The organism is Rhodococcus sp. NPDC003322, assembly GCF_053589555.1.
Genome location: NZ_JBSFSC010000003.1, coordinates 78346 through 103231, shown reverse-complemented (window position 1 = coordinate 103231; position 24886 = coordinate 78346). Strand labels below are relative to the sequence as shown.

General features: G+C 69.4%; 18 protein-coding genes and 1 tRNA gene. 5 read left to right on the top strand and 14 right to left on the bottom strand.

What is annotated here, in order from left to right:
• Positions 1-5: 5 nt before the first annotated feature.
• The 7 genes from ACWDUM_RS12695 to ACWDUM_RS12665 all read right to left on the bottom strand — a co-directional run bounded on the left by ACWDUM_RS12695 (position 6) and on the right by ACWDUM_RS12665 (position 12772).
• Positions 6-4901 carry an NAD-glutamate dehydrogenase gene (locus tag ACWDUM_RS12695; RefSeq protein WP_450134265.1) on the bottom strand — a complete coding sequence of 1632 codons (4896 nt, stop codon included), beginning with the start codon at positions 4899-4901 and terminating at the stop codon, positions 6-8.
• Positions 4902-4965: 64 nt separating this feature from the next.
• The gene (locus tag ACWDUM_RS12690) at positions 4966-5385 is read right to left on the bottom strand and encodes an acyl-CoA thioesterase (RefSeq protein WP_450115899.1); all 420 of its coding nucleotides are present in this window, start codon (positions 5383-5385) and stop codon (positions 4966-4968) included.
• A gap of 10 nt (positions 5386-5395) precedes the next feature.
• The gene (gene ettA, locus ACWDUM_RS12685; RefSeq protein ID WP_450115898.1) at positions 5396-7069 is read right to left on the bottom strand and encodes an energy-dependent translational throttle protein EttA; all 1674 of its coding nucleotides are present in this window, start codon (positions 7067-7069) and stop codon (positions 5396-5398) included.
• 329 nt (positions 7070-7398) lie between these two features.
• A complete protein-coding gene (locus ACWDUM_RS12680; protein WP_450134264.1) occupies positions 7399-8595 on the bottom strand; it encodes a lipase family protein in 1197 nt (398 codons plus the stop codon).
• Positions 8596-8697: 102 nt separating this feature from the next.
• A complete protein-coding gene (locus ACWDUM_RS12675; RefSeq protein ID WP_450134263.1) occupies positions 8698-9744 on the bottom strand; it encodes a lipase family protein in 1047 nt (348 codons plus the stop codon).
• 285 nt (positions 9745-10029) lie between these two features.
• Positions 10030-10518, bottom strand: a complete 489-nt coding sequence (locus ACWDUM_RS12670; RefSeq protein WP_450115895.1) for a single-stranded DNA-binding protein — start codon at positions 10516-10518, stop codon at positions 10030-10032.
• 220 nt (positions 10519-10738) lie between these two features.
• Positions 10739-12772 carry a cytochrome c oxidase assembly protein gene (locus ACWDUM_RS12665; RefSeq protein ID WP_450134262.1) on the bottom strand — a complete coding sequence of 678 codons (2034 nt, stop codon included), beginning with the start codon at positions 12770-12772 and terminating at the stop codon, positions 10739-10741.
• A gap of 124 nt (positions 12773-12896) precedes the next feature.
• Between ACWDUM_RS12665 and ACWDUM_RS12660 the strand changes: the two genes are divergently transcribed.
• Positions 12897-12970, top strand: a tRNA-Arg gene (locus tag ACWDUM_RS12660).
• A gap of 53 nt (positions 12971-13023) precedes the next feature.
• Here the strand turns inward: ACWDUM_RS12660 and ACWDUM_RS12655 are convergent.
• On the bottom strand, positions 13024-16314 hold the full coding sequence (locus ACWDUM_RS12655) for a protein kinase domain-containing protein (protein WP_450134261.1): 3291 nt from the start codon (positions 16312-16314) through the stop codon (positions 13024-13026).
• A 196-nt stretch (positions 16315-16510) separates the two neighbouring features.
• Entirely contained in the window at positions 16511-17461 is a 951-nt protein-coding gene (locus tag ACWDUM_RS12650; protein WP_450134260.1) for a lipase family alpha/beta hydrolase, read from the bottom strand.
• Between the two features lie 433 nt (positions 17462-17894).
• Between ACWDUM_RS12650 and ACWDUM_RS12645 the strand changes: the two genes are divergently transcribed.
• The gene (locus ACWDUM_RS12645; protein WP_450115892.1) at positions 17895-18041 is read left to right on the top strand and encodes a hypothetical protein; all 147 of its coding nucleotides are present in this window, start codon (positions 17895-17897) and stop codon (positions 18039-18041) included.
• A gap of 633 nt (positions 18042-18674) precedes the next feature.
• A complete protein-coding gene (locus tag ACWDUM_RS12640; protein ID WP_450134259.1) occupies positions 18675-19262 on the top strand; it encodes a hypothetical protein in 588 nt (195 codons plus the stop codon).
• A 13-nt stretch (positions 19263-19275) separates the two neighbouring features.
• On the opposite strand, the gene ACWDUM_RS12635 is transcribed toward ACWDUM_RS12640, so the two are convergent.
• Both ACWDUM_RS12635 and ACWDUM_RS12630 read right to left on the bottom strand, forming a co-directional pair.
• On the bottom strand, positions 19276-19446 hold the full coding sequence (locus tag ACWDUM_RS12635; RefSeq protein ID WP_450115890.1) for a hypothetical protein: 171 nt from the start codon (positions 19444-19446) through the stop codon (positions 19276-19278).
• A 103-nt stretch (positions 19447-19549) separates the two neighbouring features.
• Positions 19550-20956: an FUSC family protein gene (locus ACWDUM_RS12630; protein ID WP_450134258.1), complete on the bottom strand. Its 1407-nt coding sequence runs from the start codon at positions 20954-20956 to the stop codon at positions 19550-19552.
• Positions 20957-21031: 75 nt separating this feature from the next.
• Here ACWDUM_RS12630 and ACWDUM_RS12625 point away from each other — a divergent pair, with 75 nt between their 5' ends.
• Positions 21032-21547, top strand: a complete 516-nt coding sequence (locus ACWDUM_RS12625) for a MarR family winged helix-turn-helix transcriptional regulator (protein WP_450115888.1) — start codon at positions 21032-21034, stop codon at positions 21545-21547.
• A gap of 19 nt (positions 21548-21566) precedes the next feature.
• Here the strand turns inward: ACWDUM_RS12625 and ACWDUM_RS12620 are convergent, their stop codons facing one another.
• The 3 genes from ACWDUM_RS12620 to ACWDUM_RS12610 are packed head-to-tail and all read right to left on the bottom strand — an operon-like array spanning position 21567 to position 24070.
• On the bottom strand, positions 21567-21809 hold the full coding sequence (locus tag ACWDUM_RS12620) for a hypothetical protein (protein WP_450115887.1): 243 nt from the start codon (positions 21807-21809) through the stop codon (positions 21567-21569).
• A 14-nt stretch (positions 21810-21823) separates the two neighbouring features.
• A complete protein-coding gene (locus ACWDUM_RS12615) occupies positions 21824-23014 on the bottom strand; it encodes a fatty acid desaturase family protein (protein ID WP_450134257.1) in 1191 nt (396 codons plus the stop codon).
• A gap of 24 nt (positions 23015-23038) precedes the next feature.
• Complete coding sequence (locus ACWDUM_RS12610; RefSeq protein WP_450134724.1) at positions 23039-24070, bottom strand: ferredoxin reductase; 1032 nt, start codon at positions 24068-24070, stop codon at positions 23039-23041.
• Between the two features lie 194 nt (positions 24071-24264).
• On the opposite strand from ACWDUM_RS12610, the gene ACWDUM_RS12605 reads away from it, so the two are divergent.
• Positions 24265-24885 (top strand): TetR family transcriptional regulator, encoded by a 621-nt coding sequence (locus ACWDUM_RS12605; RefSeq protein ID WP_450134256.1) that lies wholly within the window; start codon positions 24265-24267, stop codon positions 24883-24885.
• The last annotated feature ends 1 nt before the right edge of the window (position 24886 follow it).

The following is a 24886-nucleotide window of genomic DNA, read 5'->3' as shown; positions in this document are numbered from 1 at the left end:
CCCGCTCACCGCGTTCCCTCCGCTCGGGTGCCCGCTCCGCGCACCATGCTCCGTACCTGACGCGCCGCCACCGACAGCGTCGCGAGGTCCAGGGTCCCAGACTCGGCGATCTCGCCGAGCGCCGCCCGCGCCCTCGCCAGCCGGGAAGCGTTCGTGGACTCCCAGTCCTCGATCTTCTCGGCGGCGCTCTCGTGCGGCTCACCGGCTACCAGCACGTCCATGGTCAACGACCGCAGCGACCCGTACAGGTCGTCGCGCAGGGCGAGCCTGGCCAGCGAGTGCCAGCGGTCCCCGCGTTCGAGTCCCGATACAGCGGTGAGGAATTCGTCGATCCCGAGGTGCGCGTCGAGCGCGTAGTACAGCGTTCCCACCTCCTCGTGATCCCGCTCGGTGATGTCGGCGATGTCGATGATGTCGAGCACCGGGAACGCGTCGAGCATCCCGAACACCTGCAGCGCAAGATCACGCGGGCAGTTCCGCTCGAGCACCGGCGCCGTCCGGGCGTCGAGTTCGCTCAGGTGGTGTCCGCGCAGCCACCCGGGCACCCGCGGCATCAGCTCCCGCACACGCGACGCGTACCGGTTGATCTCGGCGCCGACCGCGAGCGGCTGTGGCCGGTTCGACAGCAGCCAACGCGAAACGCGGTCGATCATCCGGCGTGCCTCGAGCACCAGATCGTCGCTCACCGACACCGGCACCGCGGCGTGCGCGATCTCGGCCCGCACTCGCCGCAGGTCGAAGATCTCGGTCGTGGCGGTGAACGCGCGGATCGCGTCGGTGCTGCTCGCGCCCGCCTCCTCCGCGAGCCGGTAGGGGTAGCTGATACCGCTGACGTCGATGGCCTCGTTGGCGAGCATCGTCGCCACGATCTGCCTACGCAGACGATGGGTGCGGATCTGCCGCGCGAACTCCTCCCGCAACGGCCGGGGGAAGTACCGCGGCAGCCGGGTCGCGTAGGTGTCGCTGTCGGGCAGTTCACTGGCCAGTAGATCGTCCTTGAGGACCAGTTTCACGTGGGCGAGCAGGGTCGCGAGTTCCGGTGAGGTCAAACCCCGACCGGCCTCGGCACGCCGGGCAATTTCCTCCTCGGTGGGCAGGACCTCCAACCCACGGTCCAGACCACGGTCGCGTTCGAGGACTGCAATCAGCCGCGCGTGCACCCCGAGCATGCCGGGTGCGTCGGCCCGTGACGTACCCATCAGCTGGTTCTGGTCGATGTTGTCGCGCAGCACGAGCCGGGCCACCTCGTCGGTCATCGACGCGAGCAGTTCGTTGCGTTCCGCGTGCCCGAGTGCGCCACCGCTGACCGCGGTGTCGAGCAGGATCTTGATGTTCACCTCGTGATCGGAACAGTCCACCCCGGCCGAGTTGTCGAGAGCGTCCGTGTTGATCCGCCCTCCGGACAGGTCGTACTCGACCCGGCCACGAGAGGTGACACCGAGGTTGCCACCCTCCCCGATCACCTTGGCCCGCACCTCGTTTCCGTTCACCCGCACGGTGTCGTTCGACTTGTCACCGACGTCGGCCTGCGACTCGGCGGAGGACTTGACATAGGTGCCGATGCCGCCGTTCCACAGCAGGTCCACCGGTGCCCGCAGGATCGCCCGGATCAACTCCGGCGGCGACAACTCGGTGACCGCGTCGCCGAGACCGAGTGCCGCCCGCGCTGCGGGGGCCAGCGCGACCGACTTCACCGAACGCTCCCACACGCCCCCGCCGGCGCTGATCGCGCCCCGGTCGTAATCCGCCCACGACGACCGGGGCAACCGGAAGAGCCTCTCCCGTTCGGCGAACGACCGGACCACGTCCGGATTCGGGTCGAGGAACACGTGCCGGTGGTCGAACGCCGCCACCAGCCGCAGACGCCGGCTGAGCAACATGCCGTTGCCGAACACGTCGCCGCTCATGTCACCGATCCCCACCGCGGTGAACTCGTCCGTTGCGACGTCCACCCCCATTTCCCGGAAGTGCCGCTTGACGGATTCCCAGGCCCCCCTCGCGGTGATGCCCATCGCCTTGTGGTCGTAGCCCACCGAACCACCGGAGGCGAACGCGTCACCGAGCCAGTAGCCGTACTCGGCGGCGACCTCGTTGGCCAGGTCGGAGAAGGTGGCGGTGCCCTTGTCGGCCGCGACCACCAGGTAGGTGTCGTCCCCGTCGCGGCGCACCACCCGCGCCGGGGGCAGCACCCGACCGGTGGCGGTGTCGACGTTGTCGGTGACGTCGAGCAGGCCGGAGACGAACAGCCGGTAGCAGGCCTGCCCCTCCTCCAGCGCCGACCGGCGATCGACGGCAGGGTCTCCGGTCGGTGCCGGCGGCCGCTTCACGACGAACCCGCCCTTGGCCCCGACCGGAACGATCACCGCGTTCTTGACGGCCTGGGCCTTCACCAGGCCGAGAATCTCGGTGCGGAAGTCCTCGCGGCGATCCGACCAGCGCAGCCCGCCACGTGCCACCGGCCCGAACCGCAGGTGCACGCCCTCCACCCGCGGCGAGTATGCGAACACCTCGAACCGCGGACGGGGCCTGGGCAGTTCGCTGACCTGTCCGGGGTCGAGCTTGAACACCAGCACGTCGCGGTGGGCGCCGTCGGAGCCGCGCACATACACGTTGGTGCGCAGCGTCGCGAGGACGAGAGAGAGCATGCCGCGCAGGATCCGGTCCACGTCGAGACTGACCACCTCCTTGATCCGGGCTCGCAGGTCACCGACGATATGCTCGGCCCGGGACACGTCGGCGGTGTCCGGATCGAAGATCGACCCGAAGAGGTCGACCAGCAGCCGCGCCGTGTCGGAGTGCTCGAGCAGTACCGACTCGATGCGGAACTGGCTGTACGGGAATCCGGCCTGGCGCAGGTACTTGGCGTAGGCCCGCAGCACCGCGGCCTGCCGCCAGTCCAACTGCGAACGCAGGACGAGTTCGTTGAACTTGTCGGGCTCGGAGTGTCCGTTCCAGACCGCCGTGAACGCGTCCGTGAAGCGGCGCCGCAGCGCTTCGGCCTCCGCCGCGGCCGGCTCGCCGCGGTCCTGCTCGAGATCCTCCTCGAGGGCCGCACCGATCAGCTCCGGCGCGGCAGACAACCCGAAATCATATATCCAGCAAGCAATTCCGTCGGGTCTGACCACTCCGTACGGCCGCTCGTCGACGACCTCGACACCGAGCGACTGCAGCACCGGAAGCACCTGACTCAGCGAGACACCCTCACCGGTGATGTACAGCGTGAACCTCCACCGGCCGGGTTCGGCGCCGTGCCTGCGGTACAGCTCGAGATCGATCTCCCCCACCCGCAACGCCTCGAGCCTCGCGATGTCGCGGGTGGCGCGGACCGCCCCGAAGTCCTCCTTGTAGCCTTCCGGGAGTGCCGCCGCGTACCGCTGCGCGGTCAGCGACGTCACCCGCGGCTCCTCGGCCGTGGCGTCCATCAGGTCGTCGTCCCAGGCCCGGGTCGCGGCGGCCAGCAGTGCCTCGATCCGTTCCCGGTTCGCGGCCGAGGTGTCCACGGAGGGGGTCGCCGCACCGGGTTCCGTCCGAATCGTGAAGTGCACCATCGCCAGATCCGACTCGGTGACCCGGGCACTGTAGTCGAGCACACCACCGCCGAGCTCGCGCAACAGGATCGACTGCATCGCCAGGCGGGAACGGGTGTTGTACCGGTCCCGCGGCAGGTACACCAGTGCGGAGACGAAGCGGCCGTCGTGGTCGTCGCGAAGGAACAGCCGGGCCTGCCTGCGCACCCCGATCGCGAGGACGGCGGTGACGGTCTCGAACAACGCGTCGACACCGATGGAGAACAGCTCGGTGCGTGGCAGCGACTGGATCACCTCGAGCATCGCCTGCCCGGAGAACGAGTGCAGCTCGAAGCCCGCCCGCGCGATCACGGCCCTGGCCCGACCCGAGATGACCGGGATGTCGAGGATGTTCTCGTGCACCGCCGTCACCGTGAGAACTCCGAGGAAGCGGTGCTCGCCGACGATCCGCCCGGCGCCGTCCAGGTCGACCACCCGCACGAAGGACGGGTACACCGACCGGTGCACGGTCGCCGGCGACGGCCCCTGCGCATAGGTCAGCAGCGGCTGATCGGGGTCGAATCCCGGTGCGGGAAGGTCGATCCGGTGATCGGTGCGGGTCGCGGCGCCGAGCACGCCGAGACCGCTCCCCGAGACGATGTGCGCCGTCGGCACGCCGTGGACCGCGGGATCGCCGTATTCGTAGCGGCGGTAGCCGAGCAGCGCGAAGTTGCCTGCCGCGAACCACCGCAGCAGCGCCGCGCTGTCGCGCACCTCCCGCTCCGGGTATCCGGCGGCATCGCTGTCGGCGAGTTCCTCGAGGTGTTCGGCGAGCTCGCGCTGCAGGCCCCGCATCCCGTCCGTGTCGGCGATGACCTGCCGGACATCGACGAGAACGTCTTGGACCGCGACGGCGAGCGCGTCGAACATGGCGGGGTCCGTCGCCGGATGCAACTGGAGATGCATCCACGATTCGGAGTGGGTGGACCGTTCGTGGTGTGCACCGTCGACCAGCACGTCGACCAGGGCTCCGTCGGAATCACGGCGAACCCGCAGCACCGGGTGCACGATCTCGACGACGGTCACCCCGAGGCGCGCCAGCAGCGCGGTGACGGACTCGACGAGCATCGGCATGTCGTCGGTCACCACCTGCACCGCCGGCGCGCCCGGGGTCGGCACGCACACGCGGGCGATCGACTGCCCCGGCGCCCGCTCCCCGGCGAACTCGAGGTGCGCCCGGAAGCCGGCCATCGCCTCGTCGGTGATCGCTCCACCCGTCCAGGCGAAGTCGGTGCCCCGGAAGTAGGCGGCGGCCACCTCCGGTAGGTGCTCGGCGACGGCGGTGGGCAGCCCCGCCGCCCACCCCGGGCCGAATCGATCTGCGGACACGGTCATCTCGCGGTCACCCCCTGATCACTGGGACAGGTGTGCACCGCTGAGCCTAGTCGGCCCGTCGCGCCTAGGGCGTGACCTCGACGGGCGCGTACGACCGCAGCAGTTCCCGGGTGCGATCGGGCAGCGGAACCGACTTCTCGGTCTCCGGATCGAACCCGACCATGACGCCCTCGACCTCGACGCACACCTCGCCGTTGCGGTCGCGCAGCACCTGCCGCACGCCGAACGACGAGGTGCCCACGTGCAGGATCGACACCTCGATCGTGACCGGCCCGGTCTCGTCCGTCACCGGACGCAGGTAGTCGAACGCCATCTTCCGCACCACCATCGGGGCGAGCGGTGCGCCCGCCCCGATGATGCAGTCACGGAAGAACCGGGTCCGAGACTCCTGCGCGTACTCCGCGTAGAGCACGTTGTTCACGTGGCCGTTGCGATCGGAATCGCCCCAGCGCACCTGAATCTCGCACGTGTAGGACTTCGTCACCCGCTCGTGCCTAGTCGCGGGTCAGCTTGCGGTGCGTGACCCGGTGCGGGCGGGCGGCCTCGGCGCCGAGCCGCTCGACCTTGTTCGCCTCGTACGCCTCGAAGTTGCCCTCGAACCAGAACCACTTGCCTTCCTCGACGTTGCCCTCCCACGCGAGGATGTGGGTGCAGGTGCGGTCGAGGAACCAGCGGTCGTGCGAGATCACGACGGCGCAGCCCGGGAACTGCTGCAGCGCGTTCTCCAGCGAGCTCAGGGTCTCGACGTCGAGGTCGTTGGTCGGCTCGTCGAGCAGGATCAGGTTGCCGCCCTCCTTGAGGGTCAACGCCAGGTTGAGGCGGTTGCGCTCACCACCGGAGAGCACCTCCGACTTCTTCTGCTGATCCGGTCCCTTGAACCCGAACGCGCTCACGTAGGCGCGCGACGGCATCTCGTTCTGGCCGACCTCGATGAAGTCGAGCCCGTCGGAGACGACCTCCCACACCGTCTTCTTCGGGTCGATGTTGGCGCGGGACTGGTCGACGTAGCTGAGCTTGACCGTCTCGCCGACCTTCACCGTGCCCGAGTCCGGCTGCTCGAGCCCGACGATGGTCTTGAACAGCGTGGTCTTGCCGACACCGTTGGGGCCGATGACGCCGACGATGCCGTTACGCGGCAGCGTGAACGACAGGTCCTTGATCAGCACCCGACCCTCGAAACCCTTGTCGAGGTGCTCGACCTCGACCACGACGTTGCCGAGGCGCGGCGGCGTCGGGATCTGGATCTCCTCGAAGTCGAGCTTGCGGTGCTTCTCGGCCTCCGCAGCCATCTCCTCGTAGCGGTCGAGGCGAGCCTTGTTCTTGGTCTGGCGGGCCTTCGCACCCGACCGGACCCAAGCCAGCTCCTCCTTGAGGCGCTTCTGCAGCTTCTGGTCCTTCTTGCCCTGCACCTCCAGGCGCTCGGCCTTCTTCTCCAGGTAGGTGGAGTAGTTGCCCTCGTACGGGTGCAGCTTCCCGCGGTCGACCTCACAGATCCACTGCGCGACGTGGTCGAGGAAGTAGCGGTCGTGGGTGACGGCGAGCACGGCGCCCGGGTACGAGGCGAGGTGCTGCTCGAGCCACAGCACCGACTCGGCGTCGAGGTGGTTGGTGGGCTCGTCGAGCAGCAGCAGGTCCGGCTTGCTCAGCAGCAGCTTGCACAGCGCGACGCGGCGGCGCTCACCACCGGACAGGTGGGTGACGGGCTCGTCGGCCGGCGGGCAGCGCAGTGCGTCCATCGCCTGCTCGAGCTGCGAGTCGACGTCCCAGGCGTCTGCGTGGTCCAGCTCCTCCTGGAGCTTGCCCATCTCCTCCATCAGCTCGTCGGAGTAGTCGGTGGCCATCAGCTCGGCGATCTCGTTGAACCGGTCCAGCTTGACCTTGATCTCGCCGAGGCCCTCCTCGACGTTCTGCCGGACCGTCTTCTCCTCGTTCAGCGGCGGCTCCTGCAGCAGGATGCCGACGGTCGCCTCCGGGTCCAGGAACGCCTCGCCGTTGGACGGCTGGTCGAGTCCGGCCATGATCTTGAGGATGGAGGACTTACCGGCACCGTTCGGGCCGACGACACCGATCTTGGCTCCCGGGTAGAAGCTCATCGTGACGTCATCGAGGATGACCTTGTCGCCGTGCGCCTTGCGCACCTTCTTCATCGTGTAGATAAACTCCGCCACCAACACTCCTTGAGTCGAATCGCATTCGTCCAGGTCAAGCCATGCGGCGACCACCTATGCGAGGAACAGCCTACCGACCCCGTCCCGCACCGGTCCCGCACCGTCCGCCGCGAGCAGCGAGACCGCGTCCACGGCCCGCCGCGCCCGGTCGTCGCCCCCCGGCCACGGTGCGGGTACACCTCGAGCGTGACCGCCGGGGACGCGCGTCCCGGGCACGGGGCGGTCGCGCTCGTGGGCGATGACCGCCTCGGCGTCCCACAGCGGCGTGCGGGCGTCGGGCTCGCCGACCCGCGCCGGGTGTGCGACCCGCCGCAGGTCGGCTCGGGACGTCAGGCGGTCGCGAACAGCGAGCGGACGAAGGCGGTCGTGTCGGGCAGCGCGGCCAAGACGGTGTCGCCGTGGAAGGTGTCGTAGGTCCGGAAGGTCACGGGCTGGCCCGTCAGCTGCAGATCGAGCGCGAGCTTCGTGGCGAGCGGGAACGGCACCGTCTGGTCCCGCAATCCTTGCCCGACGAACACGGGTCGGTCGTAACCGGTGATGGGGACGGCGAGGTAGTCGAGCAGCGCCTCCCGGATGCGGGGCTCGTTGAGCGGTCGGCTCAGCATCTCGCCGACGCCGAACTTGCCCGCCCGATCACGCATCTCCAGGTAGCACAGCGACTCTGAATCCTTGACGAGAGCCGCCCCGGCCGGTGTCAGGTAGTCGTCGATCGGAAGGTCGGGTCGGGCGACGCGTATGCCATCGATGATGTACGCGGCGAAGACGGTCAGTCCGTTGAGCCCGAGGTCCGGAAAGCCGGGACCCCCGAGCGGCAGCAACATCTCCAGGTTCGCCGGGGTCCCGGTCGCGACCGCGCCACGGTAATCCAGTTCCGGCGCGTACCTCGTCGCCTCGTGCGCGGCGAACATGGCGGAGTGGCCACCCTGCGAGTGCCCGACGACCACCCAGGCCGGCGACAGCTCCGGTGTCTCCGCGTGCGCCGCCCGGACCATGTCGATCACCGCGCGGCCCTCACTGCGCCCGTGCAGGTACGCGTGGGTTCCCTCCGTGCCCAACCCCACGTAGTCCGTGGCCACCACGGCGTAGCCCTGTTGCAGCCAGGCGGACACGTAGTCACGGGTGAGCCAGGTGGTGTCGTACCCGTGCGCGGGCGCGCAGTCGTCGCCGACCCCGGTGGTTCCGTGCGCCCACGCGACGACGGGCCAGCCTCCCGCAGGCGCGGTGCCGGCAGGCACGTAGACCCCTCCGGTACTCAGCGCGGGCGCGCCGGTCGGCCCCTCGGTCCAGTAGGTGAGTTGCCGTTGCGAAACCGCTTCCGGGAGCCGCGCCATCTGCGGCAACTCCGCGGTCGCCACCACCGTGCCGTGCTCGGCCGGCGGCGCTGCGGTCGCGCTCACCGGCCCCAGCAGCGCGACGGCGATCGCCACGATCGATGCGCGAGCGCCCGCGCGTGTCACGGCGGACAGGACGCGACGAATCCGTCCGTCCCGCCCGCCCGAAAAACCAGACCCCCAGGTACGTTCCATGGGGTTGTAACTACCCGGAGCAAACACGGCCCGCCGCGTCTGCGCGACACCGTTATCGGATCGTTACCTTTCCGTCCCGGTGCGTGTCCAGGGCATGGAACGTCATCGCATCACCGCGTCGACGAACCGTGCCGAGTCGTCGAACGCGGCGGCGGGGGTGCCGAGGTGATCCGCGGACGGATAGACCCGGAACGTCACGTTGGTTCGCGAGGCGGCGAGCTGCCCGACGAACACGAGCGTGAGCGGGATCGGCACCACCCGGTCGACGGCACCCTGCCCGAGGAACAGTCGGCGGTCGTAGCCCGCGGCCGGCACGCCGAGGTAGTCGGTCATCGCGGGGCGCAGGTCGGTGAGGGGGCGGGAGAACAGGTCGCCGACCGAGGCGCCGTCGAGGTACTTACCGAACTCGACGCTGCACACCTGCGTCGCGATGCCCGCCAACTCGCGGCCGCGGGGCGAGAGATAGGAGTCGATGTTCAGGTCCGGTCGAGCGGCGCGCAGGCCGGCCATCGTGAACAGCGTGAACGTGGTGAGGCCGGCGACACCGAAGTTCGGGATGCCGGGCCTGCCGAGCGAGAACACCTGGTCCAGATTCGTCGGCGCCCCCAGCGCGACCGCACCGCGGTAGTCGAGGTCCGGCGCATACGCAGTCGCCAGATGTGCGGTGTGCAGGGCCGCGTGCCCGCCCTGGGACAGCCCGGCCACCACCCAGCGCGGTGACAATGCGGGGACGACGTGCCGTCCGGCGCGGACCATGTCGGTCACGTCGTGACCCGCCGCGATTCCGTCGAGGTACGCGAGCTCGCCGGGCGTGCCGAGCCCGGCGTAGTCGGTGGCGACGACCGCATAGCCCCGGCGCAGCCACCGATCCATGTACTCCGCCTCGACCGCGGTGCCGCCGACCGCGGACGGTGCGCACTTGTCGGCCAGACCGATGGTGCCGTGCGCGTACGAGATCACCGGCCACCCACCGGCCGGCGCCGGGCCGGCTGGCACGAACACGGCCCCGGTGCTCAGCCGGGGGCCGCCGCGATGATCGGTGGTCCGATAGGTGACCCGGTACTGGTCCGCGGCGCCGGGAAGGGACGCCGCGGCCGGCAACTCCTCGACGGACACCACCGTTCCGGGCGCATCCGCCGCCGCGGCCACCCCTGCAACCTGTGGTACCGCGAGCCCGCCGAAGCCGACCACGGCGATCGTCGCGGCCGAGACCAGCGACCTCCTCCATGACGTTTCGCCCGCCGGCCTTCGGCGATCGCCTCGCGAGTCACGTGCGCCACCGCACACCGACGTTTCGCCCACCGCAAGGACACTCACCGGAACCACCCCGCCCTCGGATCGCTACCGCTCGGGTCGTGCTCTGCCGGAATCCCTCAACACCGTAGGCCCGCGACGACGTCCGATGCGGGTTTCGGAGGCGCCGACGCCGCGTCGTTATCCGGCCGTCGCGACCTCGAGACCTGCGGTGTCATCAGGGATCTCGTGATCGGCGCGGATCGATCCGCCGTGCGGCAGCACGTCACCGTCCCGCACCTCACCGTCGGGCGACGACTGCGGAACACGGGGCACCCGTTCGAGTTTCGCGACGCAGCGGGCGAGATCGGGTCCGACGGCGGCGGCTCGCATCTCCAGGTCGGACCGCTCGACACCGTCCCTGTTCGTGTACTCGTTGGTGCGCAACTGTCCGTACGCGATGATCGGGTCGCCCTTCATCAGCGACGCGGCGACCCCACCGACCAGCCGGCGCCAGCAGCTGACGGTGAGGTAGAGCGTGCCGCCGTCGGTCCACTCCCCCGACGACTGGTCGAACCGGCGGGCGTTGCTTGCCATCCGAAAGCTCAGCACCTCCTCCCCGGTGCCCGTCGTCCGCTTGACCGGGTTGGTGATGACGGTGCCGACCACCGCCGTGTGCGTCTCGTACATGCTGCCCTCCTGTCACCCGGGGCCCGATCGGCCCTCCAATCCCAGAGTGCCCGTGCACGATCCGGCACGGGAGGGCCTGCGGCGACCTGGGGACAGCCGCGGAGTCGGTGCACAGCGGCGTCGGATTCCGGGGCATGGGAGCAGTTTTCGTCGGTGCGACGTGGTATCCGCCCGCAGCAGCGGATTCAGGGGGCGCCGGCGGGGATCGGGCCGCCCCGAACTACTGCTTCCAGCCCTCCTTGTCGCGGCGCGCGAGCTCCGCGAACATGGCGTTGTGGGCGGCGAGCTCGGCGTCGTCGTCGCGGTCGGCGGCCCGGTCGATGCGCTTGGCGATCTTCTGATCGGACCGCGACCACTGCACCAGCAGCGCCAGCATCACCAGCACGAGCGGAATCTCACCGGTCGCCCAGGCGATGCCGCCACCGACCTTCTGATCGCCGAAGAGATCGTCGTTCCAGCCCAACGCCAGTGAGCGGTAGTACCAGCCGCCGATGACCTCCATGGTGCTCATCAGGGCGATGCCGAAGAACGCGTGGAACGGCAGTGAGCCGAAGACCATCGCCAGCTTCGTCACCGGCTGAATCTGCCGCGGCGCCGGGTCGATGCCGATCACAACCCAGTAGAAGAGGTAGCCGCTGAGAATGAAGTGCAGGTTCATCAGCAGGTGCGCACCGTGCGAATCGAGGGTCGCACCGAAGATGCCGCCCAGGTACAGCGCGTAGAAGCCGCCGACGAACAGCACCGACGCCACCAGCGGATGGGTGATGAAGCGCGAGTACCGGCTGTGCAGCGCCGCCAGCAGCCACTCGCGGGGCCCGGGCGCACCGTCGGGGCCCGCGGGCTTGAGCGCGCGCAGCGCCAGCGTCATCGGACCGCCCAGCACCAGCAGCACCGGCGCGAGCATCGACAGTGCCATGTGCGCGCCCATGTGGACGCTGAACACGGCCGGTGCGTAGCGCCCCAGCCCGGACGAGGTGCCGATCAGCAGCGTCGCGCAACCGAGCAGCCACGCCACCGTCCGGCCGACGGGCCAGCTGTCGCCGCGGGCCTTGAGCCGGCGGACCCCGACCATGTACCAGACCGCGGCGATGATCGCGGCGGTGCCGAAGATCAGGTCGAACCGCCAGTCGAACATCAGCCGGGCCAGCGTCGGCGGGGCGTCGAGGTTGTAGCCGAGCTGCACCTCCGCCGGCGTGGGGCGGATGTCCTCGGGCGGCGGCGGGGTGCGGCCGAGCCCGACCGCGAGTCCGATCGTCGCGGCGAACACGATCGCCTCACCACCCGCGAACCGGATCAGCGCGCCCCGCGACGTCGGGTCCGCGGCCAGCGCGGGCAGCGACCGCCGTCGCTGCGCGAACCCGAACACGCCGAGGATCACCAGCGCCACGGTCTTGGCGACGAGCAGCCAGCCGTAGGTGCTGGTGAACAGTTCGCTCACGGGCAACCGGACCAGACCGTTGATGACACCGGAGACGGCCATGATCACGAATGCGACCGTCGCGACCGTCGAGAAGCGTCGGGCGGCGAGGTCCGTGTGCGCGCCGCCGCGGCGCGCGTGCACCAGCAGCGCGAACAGACCACCGGCCCACAGCGACGCCGCGATCAGGTGCCACAGCAGACTGTTGGTGGCCATGTCGTGGGAACCGCCGGCCGACGAGTGCCCTGTCAGCGCGAGCGGGATCAGCGTCACGACGCCGAGCGCCAGCACCACCGGCGTCCAGTTCCAGCGCAGCAGCATCCGTGAGCAGATCGCCAGCACGATCGCGAGGATCGCGGTGGTGCGCCACGCCCCGGCGAGTTCGATCTGCGGGATGGCCTTCCACAGGTTCTCCGGCTTCAGCGCCTCACCGAACGGCTGCCCCGCGGTGTCCGACACGGTGAGCGGCACCAGGACCAGCGCGCAGGCCGCCCACACGATCGCCGCGTTGGACGCCGTCCGCACCGCCCGGTACCCGTCGACATCGAGGACGCCGGACTTCTGCGGCGGCACGAGGAACGACGCCAACAGCAGCGAACCGATCGCGATCACCGCAGCGACCTCCCCGACGGCCTTGACCGCGGGCAGCCCGTACGTGGTCAGCGGGCCGGGATCGGGGATGCCGAGCCGCACCAGCGCCTCCGACGCCGACAGTCCGACGACGATCGCGGCGACCAGGCCGGCGATCAGGCCGAGGGTGACGAAGACGGGAAGGGCGCTCTCCCCCCTCCTGCGGGTCGGCGGCGCGTCGGAGTGGGCGAGCTCGGGTGATGCCATGACTACCAGGGTAGGAGGCCCCCGACTGTGAACCACGTCCAGGTTCGACCCCGCACCGCGTGCCGGTCCGAGGCACCCCACCGGAGCCGGTAGACTCCTGACCCGATCCCACGCGTGGGGTCGTGCCTCCGTAGCTCAGTTGGATAGAGCAAGAGCCTTCTAATCTCTAGGTCGCAGGTTCGATTCCTGCCGGGGGCACCGAGACACTGCCGGCTTCCGGCCGGAGTGCACCCGCACCGACCGGTCGCCGGTCATCGGGGATCTGCATCGCGCGACGCCACCACCCACGCCGCGATCTGGGCACGTGAGGTGAATCCCAGCTTCGTCAGAAGGTGCTCGACGTGCCCCTGGGCGGTGTGCACGGAGATCGTCAGCCGGCCGGCGATCTCCCGGTTCGTCAGCCCCTCGGCAACGAGGTGCGCAACCTCGAGCTCGCGCTTCGTCGGAGCGGTCGACGATCGGACGGGCCGTGGCGAGGGCTCGGGTGACCGTTCCTCGCGGGCATAGGCCACGGCCGCCGTGAGTCCCATTGCGGCCCCCTTCCTGCGCGCCGCGGCGAACGCCCGCTCACTCAACGCCGCCCGTGTCTCGCGTGCACATTTCTCCTGGTAGTCGGCCAGCGCCGGCAGGAACACCATCGGACTCTCCACCGACCGGCTGAGCTTCTCGGCCGCCGCAACCAGCACCGCTGCGCGTTCGGACTTCCCGTCCTCGACCGCGATCCAGGCGAGAACCTGAAGGCACATGCTCACGTTGAGGCGGTCGTCGACCTTGCGCCCGAGACCGAGCGCCTGCCGAAGGAGATCGACCGCCCGGGCTCGGCCGCCGCGCCGCCACTCCGCGACCGCGAGCGCCCACAGCGTGTAGGAGCGATAGACGATTTCACCCCGGGACGCGGTGATGGCGAGTGCACGCTCGTGGCATTCGATGGACCGTTGCGCGTCGTCGAGCAGCCCGAAGGTCAGACCGAGAACGCTGTTCACGACGACCTGGAAGAGTTCGTTGTTCGTGTCGCGGTACACGCTCTCGGCGCGGCAGAACAGCGCACGGGCGTTCTCCAGTTCACCGCTGAACAACGCGCGGTAGCCGTCGGCGAGGTCGACGTGCGCCCGCGCCGTCGCGTCCGTCGACTGCTCGGCGAACGCCCTACCCTGCTCCACCAGTGCCGCCGCGGCCGGTTCGTCACCCTGCAGCCCGGCCATGATGGTCACCGCGTAGAGCACCTTCGCTCGGTCCGGGTTGCCGGGCTCGAACGTATCGTGCAGAAGCCGAGCGACCCAGAGCCGTCCCTCACTCAACAGGCCGCGGACGAGCCAGAACGAAAACAAGGATCCGGCCATGCGAATCCCGGCGTCCGGGTCGTCGGCGAGACAGAATTCGAACGCTTGTCGCAGGTTCTGCTGTTCCGCGCGCAGCCTGGTGATCCACTCGGCCTGCCGCGGTCCGATCCAGTCGGCCTCCGCGTCCCGGGCCAGGCGCTCGTACCAGTCGCGGTACCGACCGCGCAGTTCGGAATACCCACCGGATTCATCCGCCTTCTCCCGCCCGTAGTCGCGCACCGTGTCGAGCATCCGGAACCGCGCGACCGGGCCGGTCCGGTCGCGGACAAGGATCGACTTGTCGATCAGGGAGGTCACCGTGTCGAGGACCTCGTCCGCCGGCTGGTCACCACCACAGATCTGTTCGGCCGCATACAGCTCGAAGCTGCCGGGAAATATCGACAGGCGTGCCCACATCTGCCGCTCCGGCGGTGTACAGAGGTCGTAGCTCCAATCGATGCACATTCGCAGTGTCTGCTGTCGTGACGGGGCTGCCCTGTTCCCGCGACTCAGCAGCGCATAGCGGTCGGTGAGCCGGTCCAGAATCTCGTCCGGCGAGATGGCCCGCAGCCGCGCCGCGGCCAGCTCGATCGCCAGCGGCAGCCCGTCGAGCCGCCGGCATATTCGGGCGATCGTGACCTGGTTCTCCTCGGTGACCTCGAAGCCGGGGGCGGCGGCCACCCCGCGTTCGACGAACAGGGTCATCGCGTCATTGCGAACCGGACGCTTCGGTGGTTGCTCGGGGTCCGGCACGGCGAGCGGCGGGATCGGCATCGCCACCTCCCCACTGACACCGATCGGCTCGCGACTGGTCAGGAGGAGCCGTAGCCGGGGGCTGGAGCGGAGCAGCGATTCAGCGAGGTGCGCGACCCCGTCCAGCACCTGTTCGCAGTTGTCCAGGACGAGGAGGAGCTCACGCTGGGAAAGGAAGTCCTCAAGCACCTGTGCCAGGGGAATTGCCCCGCGGTCCCGCACTCCCACGGCACCGGCAACCACGTTGACCAGGAGCGATTCGTCGCGCAGCTCACCCAGTTCGGCCAGGATCACACCGTCGGCGAATCGGGTTCGCGCCTTACCTGCGACCCGCAACGCGAGCCGGGTCTTACCCACCCCACCCATTCCGGTCAATGTCACCAGCCGGTTGGTGGCCAACAGGTTGGCCACCTCGCTCGCCTCTGCGCGGCGGTCGACGAAGCTGGTCAGCTCGAGCGGCAGAGTCCCGGTTCGGCTCGTGGGTCCCGTCGGTGGCGCTTCCGTCCACGACGGGTGTGCGGTGGACGCTGCCCCGCCGGAGACGGAGGCGCTGCCGGGGCTCTCGCCCCGATCCACCGGCTCGCGACCGTCGTCTGCAGGGAACCCGTGAGCGCGCTGTCCGCGGCGCAACAGCCTGCCGAACTCCCCGGCGGTGGGGCGATCGCCGGGATCTCCGGCCATGGCGGATTGGATGAGGTCGGCGACGTCGTCGTCGATGCCGTGGTCACGTGGGTTCGGTGTGGGGTCGGCAGCGATCCTCACGAACTGGGCGACGATCCGCTCACCGCTACGGCGCTCGAAGGCCGCGTGTCCGGTGGCCGCCGCGAACATCGTGGCGCCAAGCCCGTAGACGTCCGTGGCACCGGTCGGGGTCTCGCCGGCGATGATCTCGGGCGCGGTGAACGCAGGCGAGCCGGTGACGACACCCGTGGTGGTCCGGAACCCTCCCGTGATGTGCGCGATGCCGAAGTCCGTCAGGGCGAACTTCCCTTGGTCGGTGAGGAGGATGTTGGCGGGCTTGACGTCGCGGTGAAGGACGCCGAGATCGTGGGCGGTTTCGAGGACACCGGCGATGTCGACGCCGAGCCGCAGGACGGCTTCCAGCGTCAGCGGCCCCTGCCCGCGGATCCGTGTCTCGAGGGAGCCCCGGGCGAAGAAGGGCATGACGAGATAGGGCCGGTCGTGCTCGGTGACTCCGACCTGCAGGATGGTCACGACGTTGGGGTGACCGGTCAGCCGACCCGCGGCTCGCTGCTCGCGCAGGAACCGTGCACGGTTGTCCTCGTCGAGATCGGCAGTCAGCACCTTGACCGCAACCATTCGATCGAGTGAGGACTGTCTGCAGCGGTAGACCACTCCGAAACCGCCGCGCCCGATCTCCAGTGCATCGGTGAACCCGGCCGCGGCCAGTTCCGCGTCGACCGAAACGGCCACGCCGCGCTGGGTGGCGAACGGATCGCTATCGGACATCGCCCGCGTCGATTCCGCCGGTCATCTTCGAAAGGGACAGCACAAGGCACCTCGTTGACCACCCCAGGATATCCAAGTGGTTCACGCCGAGAGGACGTCGAAACGGGACCGCGACCGGCCCCGGCGGCCACCACGCTGCTGCGCCGCGTCGCGCACAACGTCGATCCGGACCCGACCCTGACCGGCCGGACCCACCTCAGCCGAGCGGCGCTCCCGTGTTCGGCGAGACGGGCATGCACGGCACCGGGCGCGGGTGTGCGGGGTCGAGCGCGTTGAGCACGTGACCAGCGGCGACGGGCGAACCGGCCATGCCCATGTGGTGTGACATGTCCTGCGGGCACCGGTCCTGGACGACGATGTTCGTCGCGTTCGGCCCGGGGACGAAACCGCTGGTGTAGGGAACGACGACGTCGTCGTAGCGGGTCATGATGTTCGTGTAGGTGACGCCGGGCGCGTACGGGCCGCCGTCGGCGTTCATCTCCCGAATGAAGTCCGAGCCGGGTTCCATCTCGAGGCAGGCGGCGCAGGCACGGCCGATGACGTCCCGCTGCATCGGGTCGAGGTCGTAGGGTGCGCCGACCGTCGGATCGTCCGCTGCCGGCGCCCTGCCACCTCCCCGCCACAGCGGAGCCAACGACACGTACCTGTCCACCTTCGCCGCGCCGCCGAGGAACCTGACGTAGTGGTTCGGCATCAGCGTCCCCTGGGAGTGGGCGACGAGATCGATCTTCTCCGCCCCGGTCGCCGCGAGGACCTCGTCGACGAAACCGCCGAGCTGCCGGGCGCTGTCCTTCATCGAGCCGATTCCCCCGATCGCGTTCAGCGGCCAGGCACCCGGCAGCGTCCCGTAGGTCAGCGCGAAGACGCAGTAGCCCTCGTTCTTCAGCAGCGGAACGTACGTCGACCAGTTCGCCTGGCGGTTGAGGAACGTCGCATGCACGAGCACCACGGGCCGGGGATGCTCGGCGGTCGGCCTGCACGACCAGTCGTTCGATTCCGGAAGCGTTCCGCCCGGGTTGGCTGCTTCGGCCCGCAGTCCCGCGGTGACGTCGTGAGGCACGGGAAGCGACTCCGCCGACGCCGGCCCCGCGTGCACGCCCAGCACCGTCGACACCGCGAGCGCGATTGCCACGAAAGATGCACGCATGGAATCCCTTTCGACGGGTTCGACCGGCCGCTCCGACAGCTGGAAGCTACCACCGCGGCACCCGGACCGAGGGGCTTCCGAGAGGATCACCGAGGGCGTCCGAAGCGGGATCCGCGGACCGTCGGCCCCGCCACCGCAGGCTCCGGTCCGGGAACTCCCCACGACGAGCCGATGTGATGTGAAACACTACGGGTGCGGGCGTCGATAGACGGGGTTGAGGTGAGTCCCATGCCCGAACGTCACATCGACCGTCCCGGTCACCACATTCTCGAGAATCGCCCGACCGCCCCGTGCCGGTCCCCTCCACGCTGACGAAGTGCCCCGACCAGGCGGCGAGGACCGGACGCATCGCGTGCACCGTCCGATGCGTCCGCTCCGTCGTCGCCCCACCACTCGTGTTCCGACAGTGAAGGTGCAGGAAACCATGGAATTCATGACCCAACTCATCGAAGTGCTCGACAAGTTGATGACCGTGATGGAGAAGATGCAGGGCGGCAACGGCGGCGGGGGCGGCCTCGGAGGCCTCGGAGGTGGCGGAAGCCTCGGCGGTCTCGGCGGCGGCGGAAGCCTCGGCTCCTAGCCGACGACGGCGGTCCCCGGCCACGGCTGTGGCCGGGGACCGCCGATCCCTGCGACCAACCGATTCACGACGTACTTCAGCCATCGGCCCCACCAACCCGAACGCCCTATCACCTTTCGGGTCAACAGAATTGACGAGATCGGCACCCTCCCTGGCGATGCGGGCAATCATTGCCGGCACAACCGCCGCCGAAGCGTTCGGGATTGGTGTCCTGCCTCACCACCCGAAACGCGCAGCCGGACAGGCGAACGCGGCGCGGCACGAGAATTTGACCGTGCCGTGAATCGACGCTGCCGCGAATCCGCGAATCGACGGGTGCCGCGAATCGACGCCACAGGCAAGTCCCGGCTAGCGAGGAGGCCCGCTGGTCACGGCGGTTTCGGCGACCGTCCGCGAACACGTGGCGATTCCGCCCCACGAACCCGGCACCGCAAACTCGTGCTCCGAGGCCACGATTCGCCTGTGCGAGCGGTTTGTGCGCGGTAAAGTTGGCCCCTGGCTTTGCCGACCCTCCACGGAGGGCCATGGAATACGTCCCAGGGCGATTCGCGGCCGGCAGGCGTCCACGAATCGCAGATCGCAGCCGTGTCCGTGAGAAGCGTCCAGATCAGTTCAGATCAAGTGGGGATCGCCATGAAGATGGCCAAGGCACTCGTCATGCCCGTGCTCGTCGCCGCCACCGTCGCATCCGGTGCGGGCACCGCGGCCGCACAGCTTCCGGCCCCACCACCGCTACCGGAATTGCCCGCACTGCCCGAACTGCCACCACTGCCGTCGATTCCGCCACCCGAGCTGCCCGCGTTCACGCTGCCGTCTCCGATCCAGGTCGACCTGCCCGCGCTTCCACCGTTGCCCGCACTGCCCCAACTACCGGGCCTCCCGGGCCTCCCCGGGCAGCCCGTGGACCCGTCGCAGCCTCCCCCGCCGCCGGTGGCCCAGATGTTCGCCGAACAGGTGTGGCCGGAGAATCAGACCAAGCAGGACGCCTTCAATGAGATGGCCGACGAAGTCAACAAGGGCTGGGTCAACGGCGGCCAGCAACGGGCGATGGCCGGCTCAGTCGTCGGACTGCTCATCGGTTGCGTGTCGATCTTCCCGAACTTCATGGCCGGCTGCATGATCGGCAACGTCGTCGGCGGCGGCATCGGCGCCATCATGGGCATCGACGAAGGCAACCCCAAGGCGCGACCTTCGGTCGAGAAGTTCCTCGCGACGCCCTGACGCCGACGCCCGGTCAGGCGGCGCCGCCCCGACGCACCACGGTCAGCTTCGACACGCGCGACGAGATGCGTCGATCCTCACCGTCGCGCAGCAGCGCGATCCCGGACCGGATCTCCTCGACCACCCAGGTTCCCGCAGTGTCCGAGATGTGGACGAGGTCGCCCACCCGCACCGCGTCACTCATATCCGCCTCCGCTCCCTCGCGGCGCACCGCCGGGTACGCCGAGTGTTGTCATTGCGGATAATTATCACGCGGCACCCCCAACACGCTGCGAACTGGGGCAACCTCACGCCACGGCAGGCAGGTGCGCCCGGTCGGTCCGGCTGATGGTGACGGCCGCGACCACCACGCCGACCACGACACCGACGAGGGTGTCGAGGACACGGCTGACCCCGACGCCGGGATCGACGGTGGCGCCGAGTCCCACCACGAGCAGGGCCATCGGCGTGACGAACAGCGAGCACAGCGCGTAGTTCCGGGTCGCCGTCACCTCGGCGCCGATCTGCATGGCGACGATGAGGACGACCGACTGCCAGTAGCCGAGCGAGAGCGCGATCAACGCGGCGGCGATCAACGCACCACCGACGTTGCCGAGCAGACGCTGGATCGCGCGTTGCACCGTCGGGCCGTAGGTCACGCCCTGCATCGCAGCCATCGCGCCCATCGAGGCCCACAGCGGATGATCGAGTCCCACCGCGGCGGCGAGCCAGCCGGCGACGGCGGAGGCCATGAGGACGCGACCGGCGTACACGACGGCCGTCCGGGTGCGCAGGCCCGCGGCACCGGCGGCACCGAAGGGCACGGGCCGGGGAAGTGCCGTCTTGGCGATGTGGGATCCGAGAATGATCCTGTGCCGCTTGACCTTCCGCAGCTCGGCTTCGTGCCGAACGACACCGTCGAGTCTGGCCGCATCCCCGCGTTCCCATGCGCCCAGCGCCGCCTCGGCCTCCGTGAGCACTGCGGCGAGGTCACGTACGTGGTCGTGATCGACGGACGGGGTGGTCAGCGCGAGCTTCTCACGGGCGGCGGCAATCGCGCCGTGCGCGGCCGCGGTATCCGCGCCGCCCCGGACCGCGGCGACCGCGGCAAGCGCGCGGGCCACCGCGAGCCGCGCGGGCCCCCAGGGCAGGAACACGAACGGCAGCAGCGCGGTCACGAAGCCGACGGCGGCACCGATTGCGGTGCCGAGCACGGCCACCCCGAGATCGGCGACACCGGTGGTCGCACCGACCGCCGCCGTGCCGGCGAAGACGAGGACCACCGGGCCGGGGCCCGCGATCCGGAACGCGAAGAGCACCGCCGCACCGACCGCCGAGACGACCGCCATCAATCCGATCTGCGCCCACATCGGCAGGCCGGCCAGCCCGATCAGGCCGCCGGCGAGGACCGAGGCGACGACGAGCAGTCCGATGAAGCCGACCTTCTGCGCGGTCCGGCGCAATGGTTCGTGTCGGGAGAACGCCGAGGACAGTGCGCCGAGGGTGGCGAACCCGGCCACGCCTCCGTGCCCGGTGAGCCCGAACGCCACCAGGACGAGCGCCGCCGCCAGACCGACCCGCATCGAGATCGCGACCGTCGCGTCCGCCGACCGGATGTCGAACGCCGTGCGCCAGGTGGCCGCCGAGACGGAGTGGACCAGGGCGTCTCGCGAGTGCCGCAACCGCGCAGCATCGATTCGGGTTGAGGACGGCATGACACCACCTTAGCAAATATTTCACAAGTAAAATACATATGAAACGTTGTGAAATCGATCGCCTAGGATGACGCCATGAGTGTTGAGCCGGACTCCCCCGGCGACTTCGTCGATCGTGTCCGGCGCGAATGGGCGGCCGCGTACCCGGACGTGGACACGGCGCCGATCAACGTGATGGGGCGCATCACCCGCATCGGCTCACAGGCGCTGCATCAACTCGACCGCGCTCTCGCCGGCAGCGGCGTCTCGCGCGTCGAGTTCGAGATCCTGTGCGCCCTCGCCCGCAGCGACCGTCCGCTGCGGGCGTCCGAGGTCACCGCGGCGACGATGACCAGCGGTGCGTCAACCACGAAGCACACCGACCGGCTCACCCGGGACGGTCTGGTCGAACGCCTGCCCTTCGAGCGGGACGGCCGGGTGGTCCTGCTGCAACTGACGGACGCCGGGCGGGCGGTGGTCGACCGCGACTTTCCGCGCCGGGTCGAGCGCGACCGCCGGATGCTCACGGGGCTCGACGCGGCGGAACTCGACACCCTGGCCACGCTGCTGCGCCGGATCGCGGCGAACGCCGAGTCCGAGGACTGGCGGTGACGAACGCCGCGGAGCCCCGCTAGTCCGGATCGACCCCGGCCTCGCCGGAGTCGTCACGCTCGCCACGATCGCGCTCCGCGTCGGCGCGCGCCCGCTTGGCGGCCTCCTGCATCTCGATTCCGTCGCTGATCCAGTCGCCGATCTCACGGGTCACGTCGCGGACGGCACCGGCGATGATCATCGCAATCCGGCCGACGTGCGTGGCCCCGGATTCCGTCAGCTCCTGCACGGTGTCCTTGCGCCGTTCGAACTTGCCCACCATGGGTGACTCCACTCTCAGACCGAGACCGGGGAACGCTCGACGATAACACCGACCGGCGGAGTCGACCGAGTGAGGAAGGGAGGCAGCGCGAGCGTGACGATCTTGCCCCACACCGATCCGATCTGCCGGAAGAACCCGCCGGTGTTGTACGGCAGGCCGTGCTTGGCGCACAGCTCCCGCACCTGAGGCGCGATCTCCGGATACCGGTTCGCAGGCAGGTCCGGGAACAGGTGGTGTTCGATCTGGTGGGACAGGTTGCCGGACATGATGTGAAACAGTCGGCCGCCCTCGATGTTGGCGCTGCCGAGCATCTGCCGCACGTACCACTCGCCCCGCGTCTCGTCGGCGGTCTCCTCCTGCGTGAACGTCTGTACGCCGGACGGGAAGTGGCCACAGAAGATGATCGAGTAGGCCCACACGTTGCGGACCAGGTTCGCGGTCGCGTTCCCGAGCAGCGTCGTCACGAACAGCGGCCCCGTCAGCGCCGGGAAGATCACGTAGTCCTTGAGCACCTGGCGGCCGGCCTTGCGCCACATCCCCAGCACGAGCGGTTTCACGTCCCGCCAGGTGCGCTTGCGCGCCACGATGTTCTCGACCTCGAGATCGTGCAGCATCACGCCCCACTGGAACAGCAGCATCAGCCCGGTGGCATACACCGGGTTGCCGAGGCGGTAGGGCCGCCACGGCTGCGCGTCGTCCATCCGGAGGATGCCGTAGCCGATGTCGCGGTCCATGCCGACGATGTTGGTGTAGGTGTGGTGCATGTAGTTGTGCGAGTGCCGCCACTGGTCCGCGGGGCACACGGTGTCCCATTCGAACACCCGCGAGTTCAGCCCGGGTTCACGCATCCAGTCGTACTGGCCGTGCATGACGTTGTGGCCGATCTCCATGTTGTCGAGGATCTTCGAGATCGACAGGGCCCCGACCGCGGCGATCCAGAACGGTGGCAGGAAGCCGAGGTACATCAGGCCCCGCCCGGCGACCTCGAAGCCGCGCTGCGCCTTGATGATCGAGTAGATGTAGTCGCGGTCCCGTGCACCGAGGTCGGCGACGACCCGGTCACGCAGCGTGTCGAGTTCACGGCCGATGTCCTCGACCTGCTGGTGGCTGAGCACCACCGGCTCGGGAGTGGACGAGGCGGTGACGCGGGAGCTGCCACCGAGCAGGGCGGACAGGCCGGGTAGGGAAAGGGACAGACCGAACATGGGACTCTCCTTCGGGTGATGGTCTTACAGGTCGAGGGACACGTCGCCGACGGCCGCGTTGACGCACAACTGGATCGGCTTGTCGGGGTCGCTGTCGAGTTCGCCGGTGCGCAGGTTTCGGGTGCAGCCCGACGTCCTGACCGTGGTGCACGTGAAGCAGATCCCCATCCGGCAGCCGTATTCCGGTGTGAGACCCACTGATTCGGCCTGCTCGAGCAGGCTGGCACCGGCGTTGGGCGCGGCGACGCCGGAGGCCGTGAACGCAACCGAACCGTCGACATCCACGTCGACAGGCGTCTGGACCGGGGCGAAGTCCTCGGCGTGCAGACGGTCGCCGAGGCCTCGTCGGTCGTACAACTCGCGCACCGCGCGCATCAGTGGGGCGGGCCCGCACAGGTAGGTCTGCGCCTGTGCGTGCGCCGGTGCCGCGACATCGAGATGCTCGGGCCCGAAGCGTCCGAACAGGTCGCCGTCGTCCGCATGCGTGCAGGCGAGCACGAGATGCACGTTGCCGTGGCCGCGGGCCAGTTCGCGCAGTTCGGCGAGGTAGGGCACGTCCTCGGCCCGGTTCGCGTAGTGCAGGAACGTCACGTCGCCGCCGTACCCCTCGGCCACCAGGGTCCGCAGCATCGACATCACCGGCGTGATCCCGCTGCCGCCGCTGACCAGCAGGACCTTCGCCGGCCGCGGCGTCGGGAGCGCGAAGGCCCCCTCCGCCTGGGACAGGGTGACGACCGTGCCCACTGCGCCGCACTCGCGCAAGTGGCGGGACACCAGGCCGTCGGGGTGGGCCTTGACGGTCAACTCGATGCCGGGGTCGCCCTCTGCGCAGGCCGGCGAATAGCAGCGGGTGTGCCGGACCCCGTCGATCACGACTCCGACCTGGACGAACTGACCCGCCCTGAAGCCCCGCCACCGTCGGGTCGGCCGCAGCGTCAGCGTGACGGTGTCCGCAGTGGCGCGACGGATGGCGACCACCTCGGCGCGCAGGTCACGCACCGTGGCCATCGGGTCGACGAGCTCGAGATAGCGGTCGAGCGGGTGTGGGGTGGTCATCGCCTCGAGCAGCGACAGCACGCGAGATCGGGTCTGTGTCGACACTGGAAGCCCCCTCGGCAACAGTTTCAGTGAACACTTGTACACAAATGAGTGTGACAGGAAGTCCCAGGTAGATGTCAAGGGGAAATGCAATGTGACGCCGATAACAGGTAGTGGACGCGCCGTCCGGTGCACGGGCATACACTCGACCGGTGACCGCACCCGAGAGCAGAGCCGAGCGCAAGGAACGCACCCGGACGGCCCTGCTCGACGGCGCCCTCGACCTCCTCGCCGACCGCAGCCTCGCAAGCCTGAGCCTGCGCGAGGTGGCCCGCACCGCGGGCATCGTCCCGACGGCGTTCTACCGGCACTTCGCGTCGACGGACGAGCTCGGAGTCGCGCTCGTCGAGGACTGCATGCGCATGCTCCGCCGAATGCTGCGCGAGGCCCGCCGCGACCCGAGTCCGCGCGATGCGAAAACCTCGCTGGCGGTCCTGGTGCGCCAGGTCCGCGCGAACGAGGGGCAGTTCCGGTTCCTCAGCCGCGAGCGCTACGGCGGCGTCGCCGAGGTGCGCCGCGCCATCGCGTCCGAACTACGGCTGTTTGCAAGCGAACTCAGCACCGACCTCGGGCGGATACCGGCACTGAGTGAATGGTCGGCGGCGGACCTGGACATGGCCGCCAACCTGATCGTGGGCGTGATGATGGCGACGGTGATCGACCTGCTCGAGGCCGAACCCCGAGACCAGGACGCCGTCGTCGACCGCGCCGAGCGACAGCTGCGCCTGATCATCATCGGCATGGGCGGCTGGCGCTCGGCGACTCGGTCGTGAA

Excerpts from the sequence above, each read along its gene's own strand:
- ACWDUM_RS12610 (WP_450134724.1), bottom strand. The coding sequence starts at position 24,070 with ATGACCACCCCACACCCGCTCGACCGCTATCTCGAGCTCGTCGACCCG.
- ACWDUM_RS12630 (WP_450134258.1), bottom strand. The coding sequence starts at position 20,956 with ATGCCGTCCTCAACCCGAATCGATGCTGCGCGGTTGCGGCACTCGCGA.
- ACWDUM_RS12695 (WP_450134265.1), bottom strand. The coding sequence starts at position 4,901 with ATGACCGTGTCCGCAGATCGATTCGGCCCGGGGTGGGCGGCGGGGCTG.
- ACWDUM_RS12670 (WP_450115895.1), bottom strand. The coding sequence starts at position 10,518 with ATGTACGAGACGCACACGGCGGTGGTCGGCACCGTCATCACCAACCCG.
- ACWDUM_RS12650 (WP_450134260.1), bottom strand. The coding sequence starts at position 17,461 with ATGCGTGCATCTTTCGTGGCAATCGCGCTCGCGGTGTCGACGGTGCTG.
- ACWDUM_RS12640 (WP_450134259.1), top strand. The coding sequence starts at position 18,675 with ATGAAGATGGCCAAGGCACTCGTCATGCCCGTGCTCGTCGCCGCCACC.
- ACWDUM_RS12680 (WP_450134264.1), bottom strand. The coding sequence starts at position 8,595 with ATGGAACGTACCTGGGGGTCTGGTTTTTCGGGCGGGCGGGACGGACGG.
- ACWDUM_RS12625 (WP_450115888.1), top strand. The coding sequence starts at position 21,032 with ATGAGTGTTGAGCCGGACTCCCCCGGCGACTTCGTCGATCGTGTCCGG.
- ACWDUM_RS12620 (WP_450115887.1), bottom strand. The coding sequence starts at position 21,809 with ATGGTGGGCAAGTTCGAACGGCGCAAGGACACCGTGCAGGAGCTGACG.
- ACWDUM_RS12635 (WP_450115890.1), bottom strand. The coding sequence starts at position 19,446 with ATGAGTGACGCGGTGCGGGTGGGCGACCTCGTCCACATCTCGGACACT.
- ACWDUM_RS12655 (WP_450134261.1), bottom strand. The coding sequence starts at position 16,314 with ATGTCCGATAGCGATCCGTTCGCCACCCAGCGCGGCGTGGCCGTTTCG.
- ACWDUM_RS12665 (WP_450134262.1), bottom strand. The coding sequence starts at position 12,772 with ATGGCATCACCCGAGCTCGCCCACTCCGACGCGCCGCCGACCCGCAGG.
- ACWDUM_RS12615 (WP_450134257.1), bottom strand. The coding sequence starts at position 23,014 with ATGTTCGGTCTGTCCCTTTCCCTACCCGGCCTGTCCGCCCTGCTCGGT.
- ACWDUM_RS12645 (WP_450115892.1), top strand. The coding sequence starts at position 17,895 with ATGACCCAACTCATCGAAGTGCTCGACAAGTTGATGACCGTGATGGAG.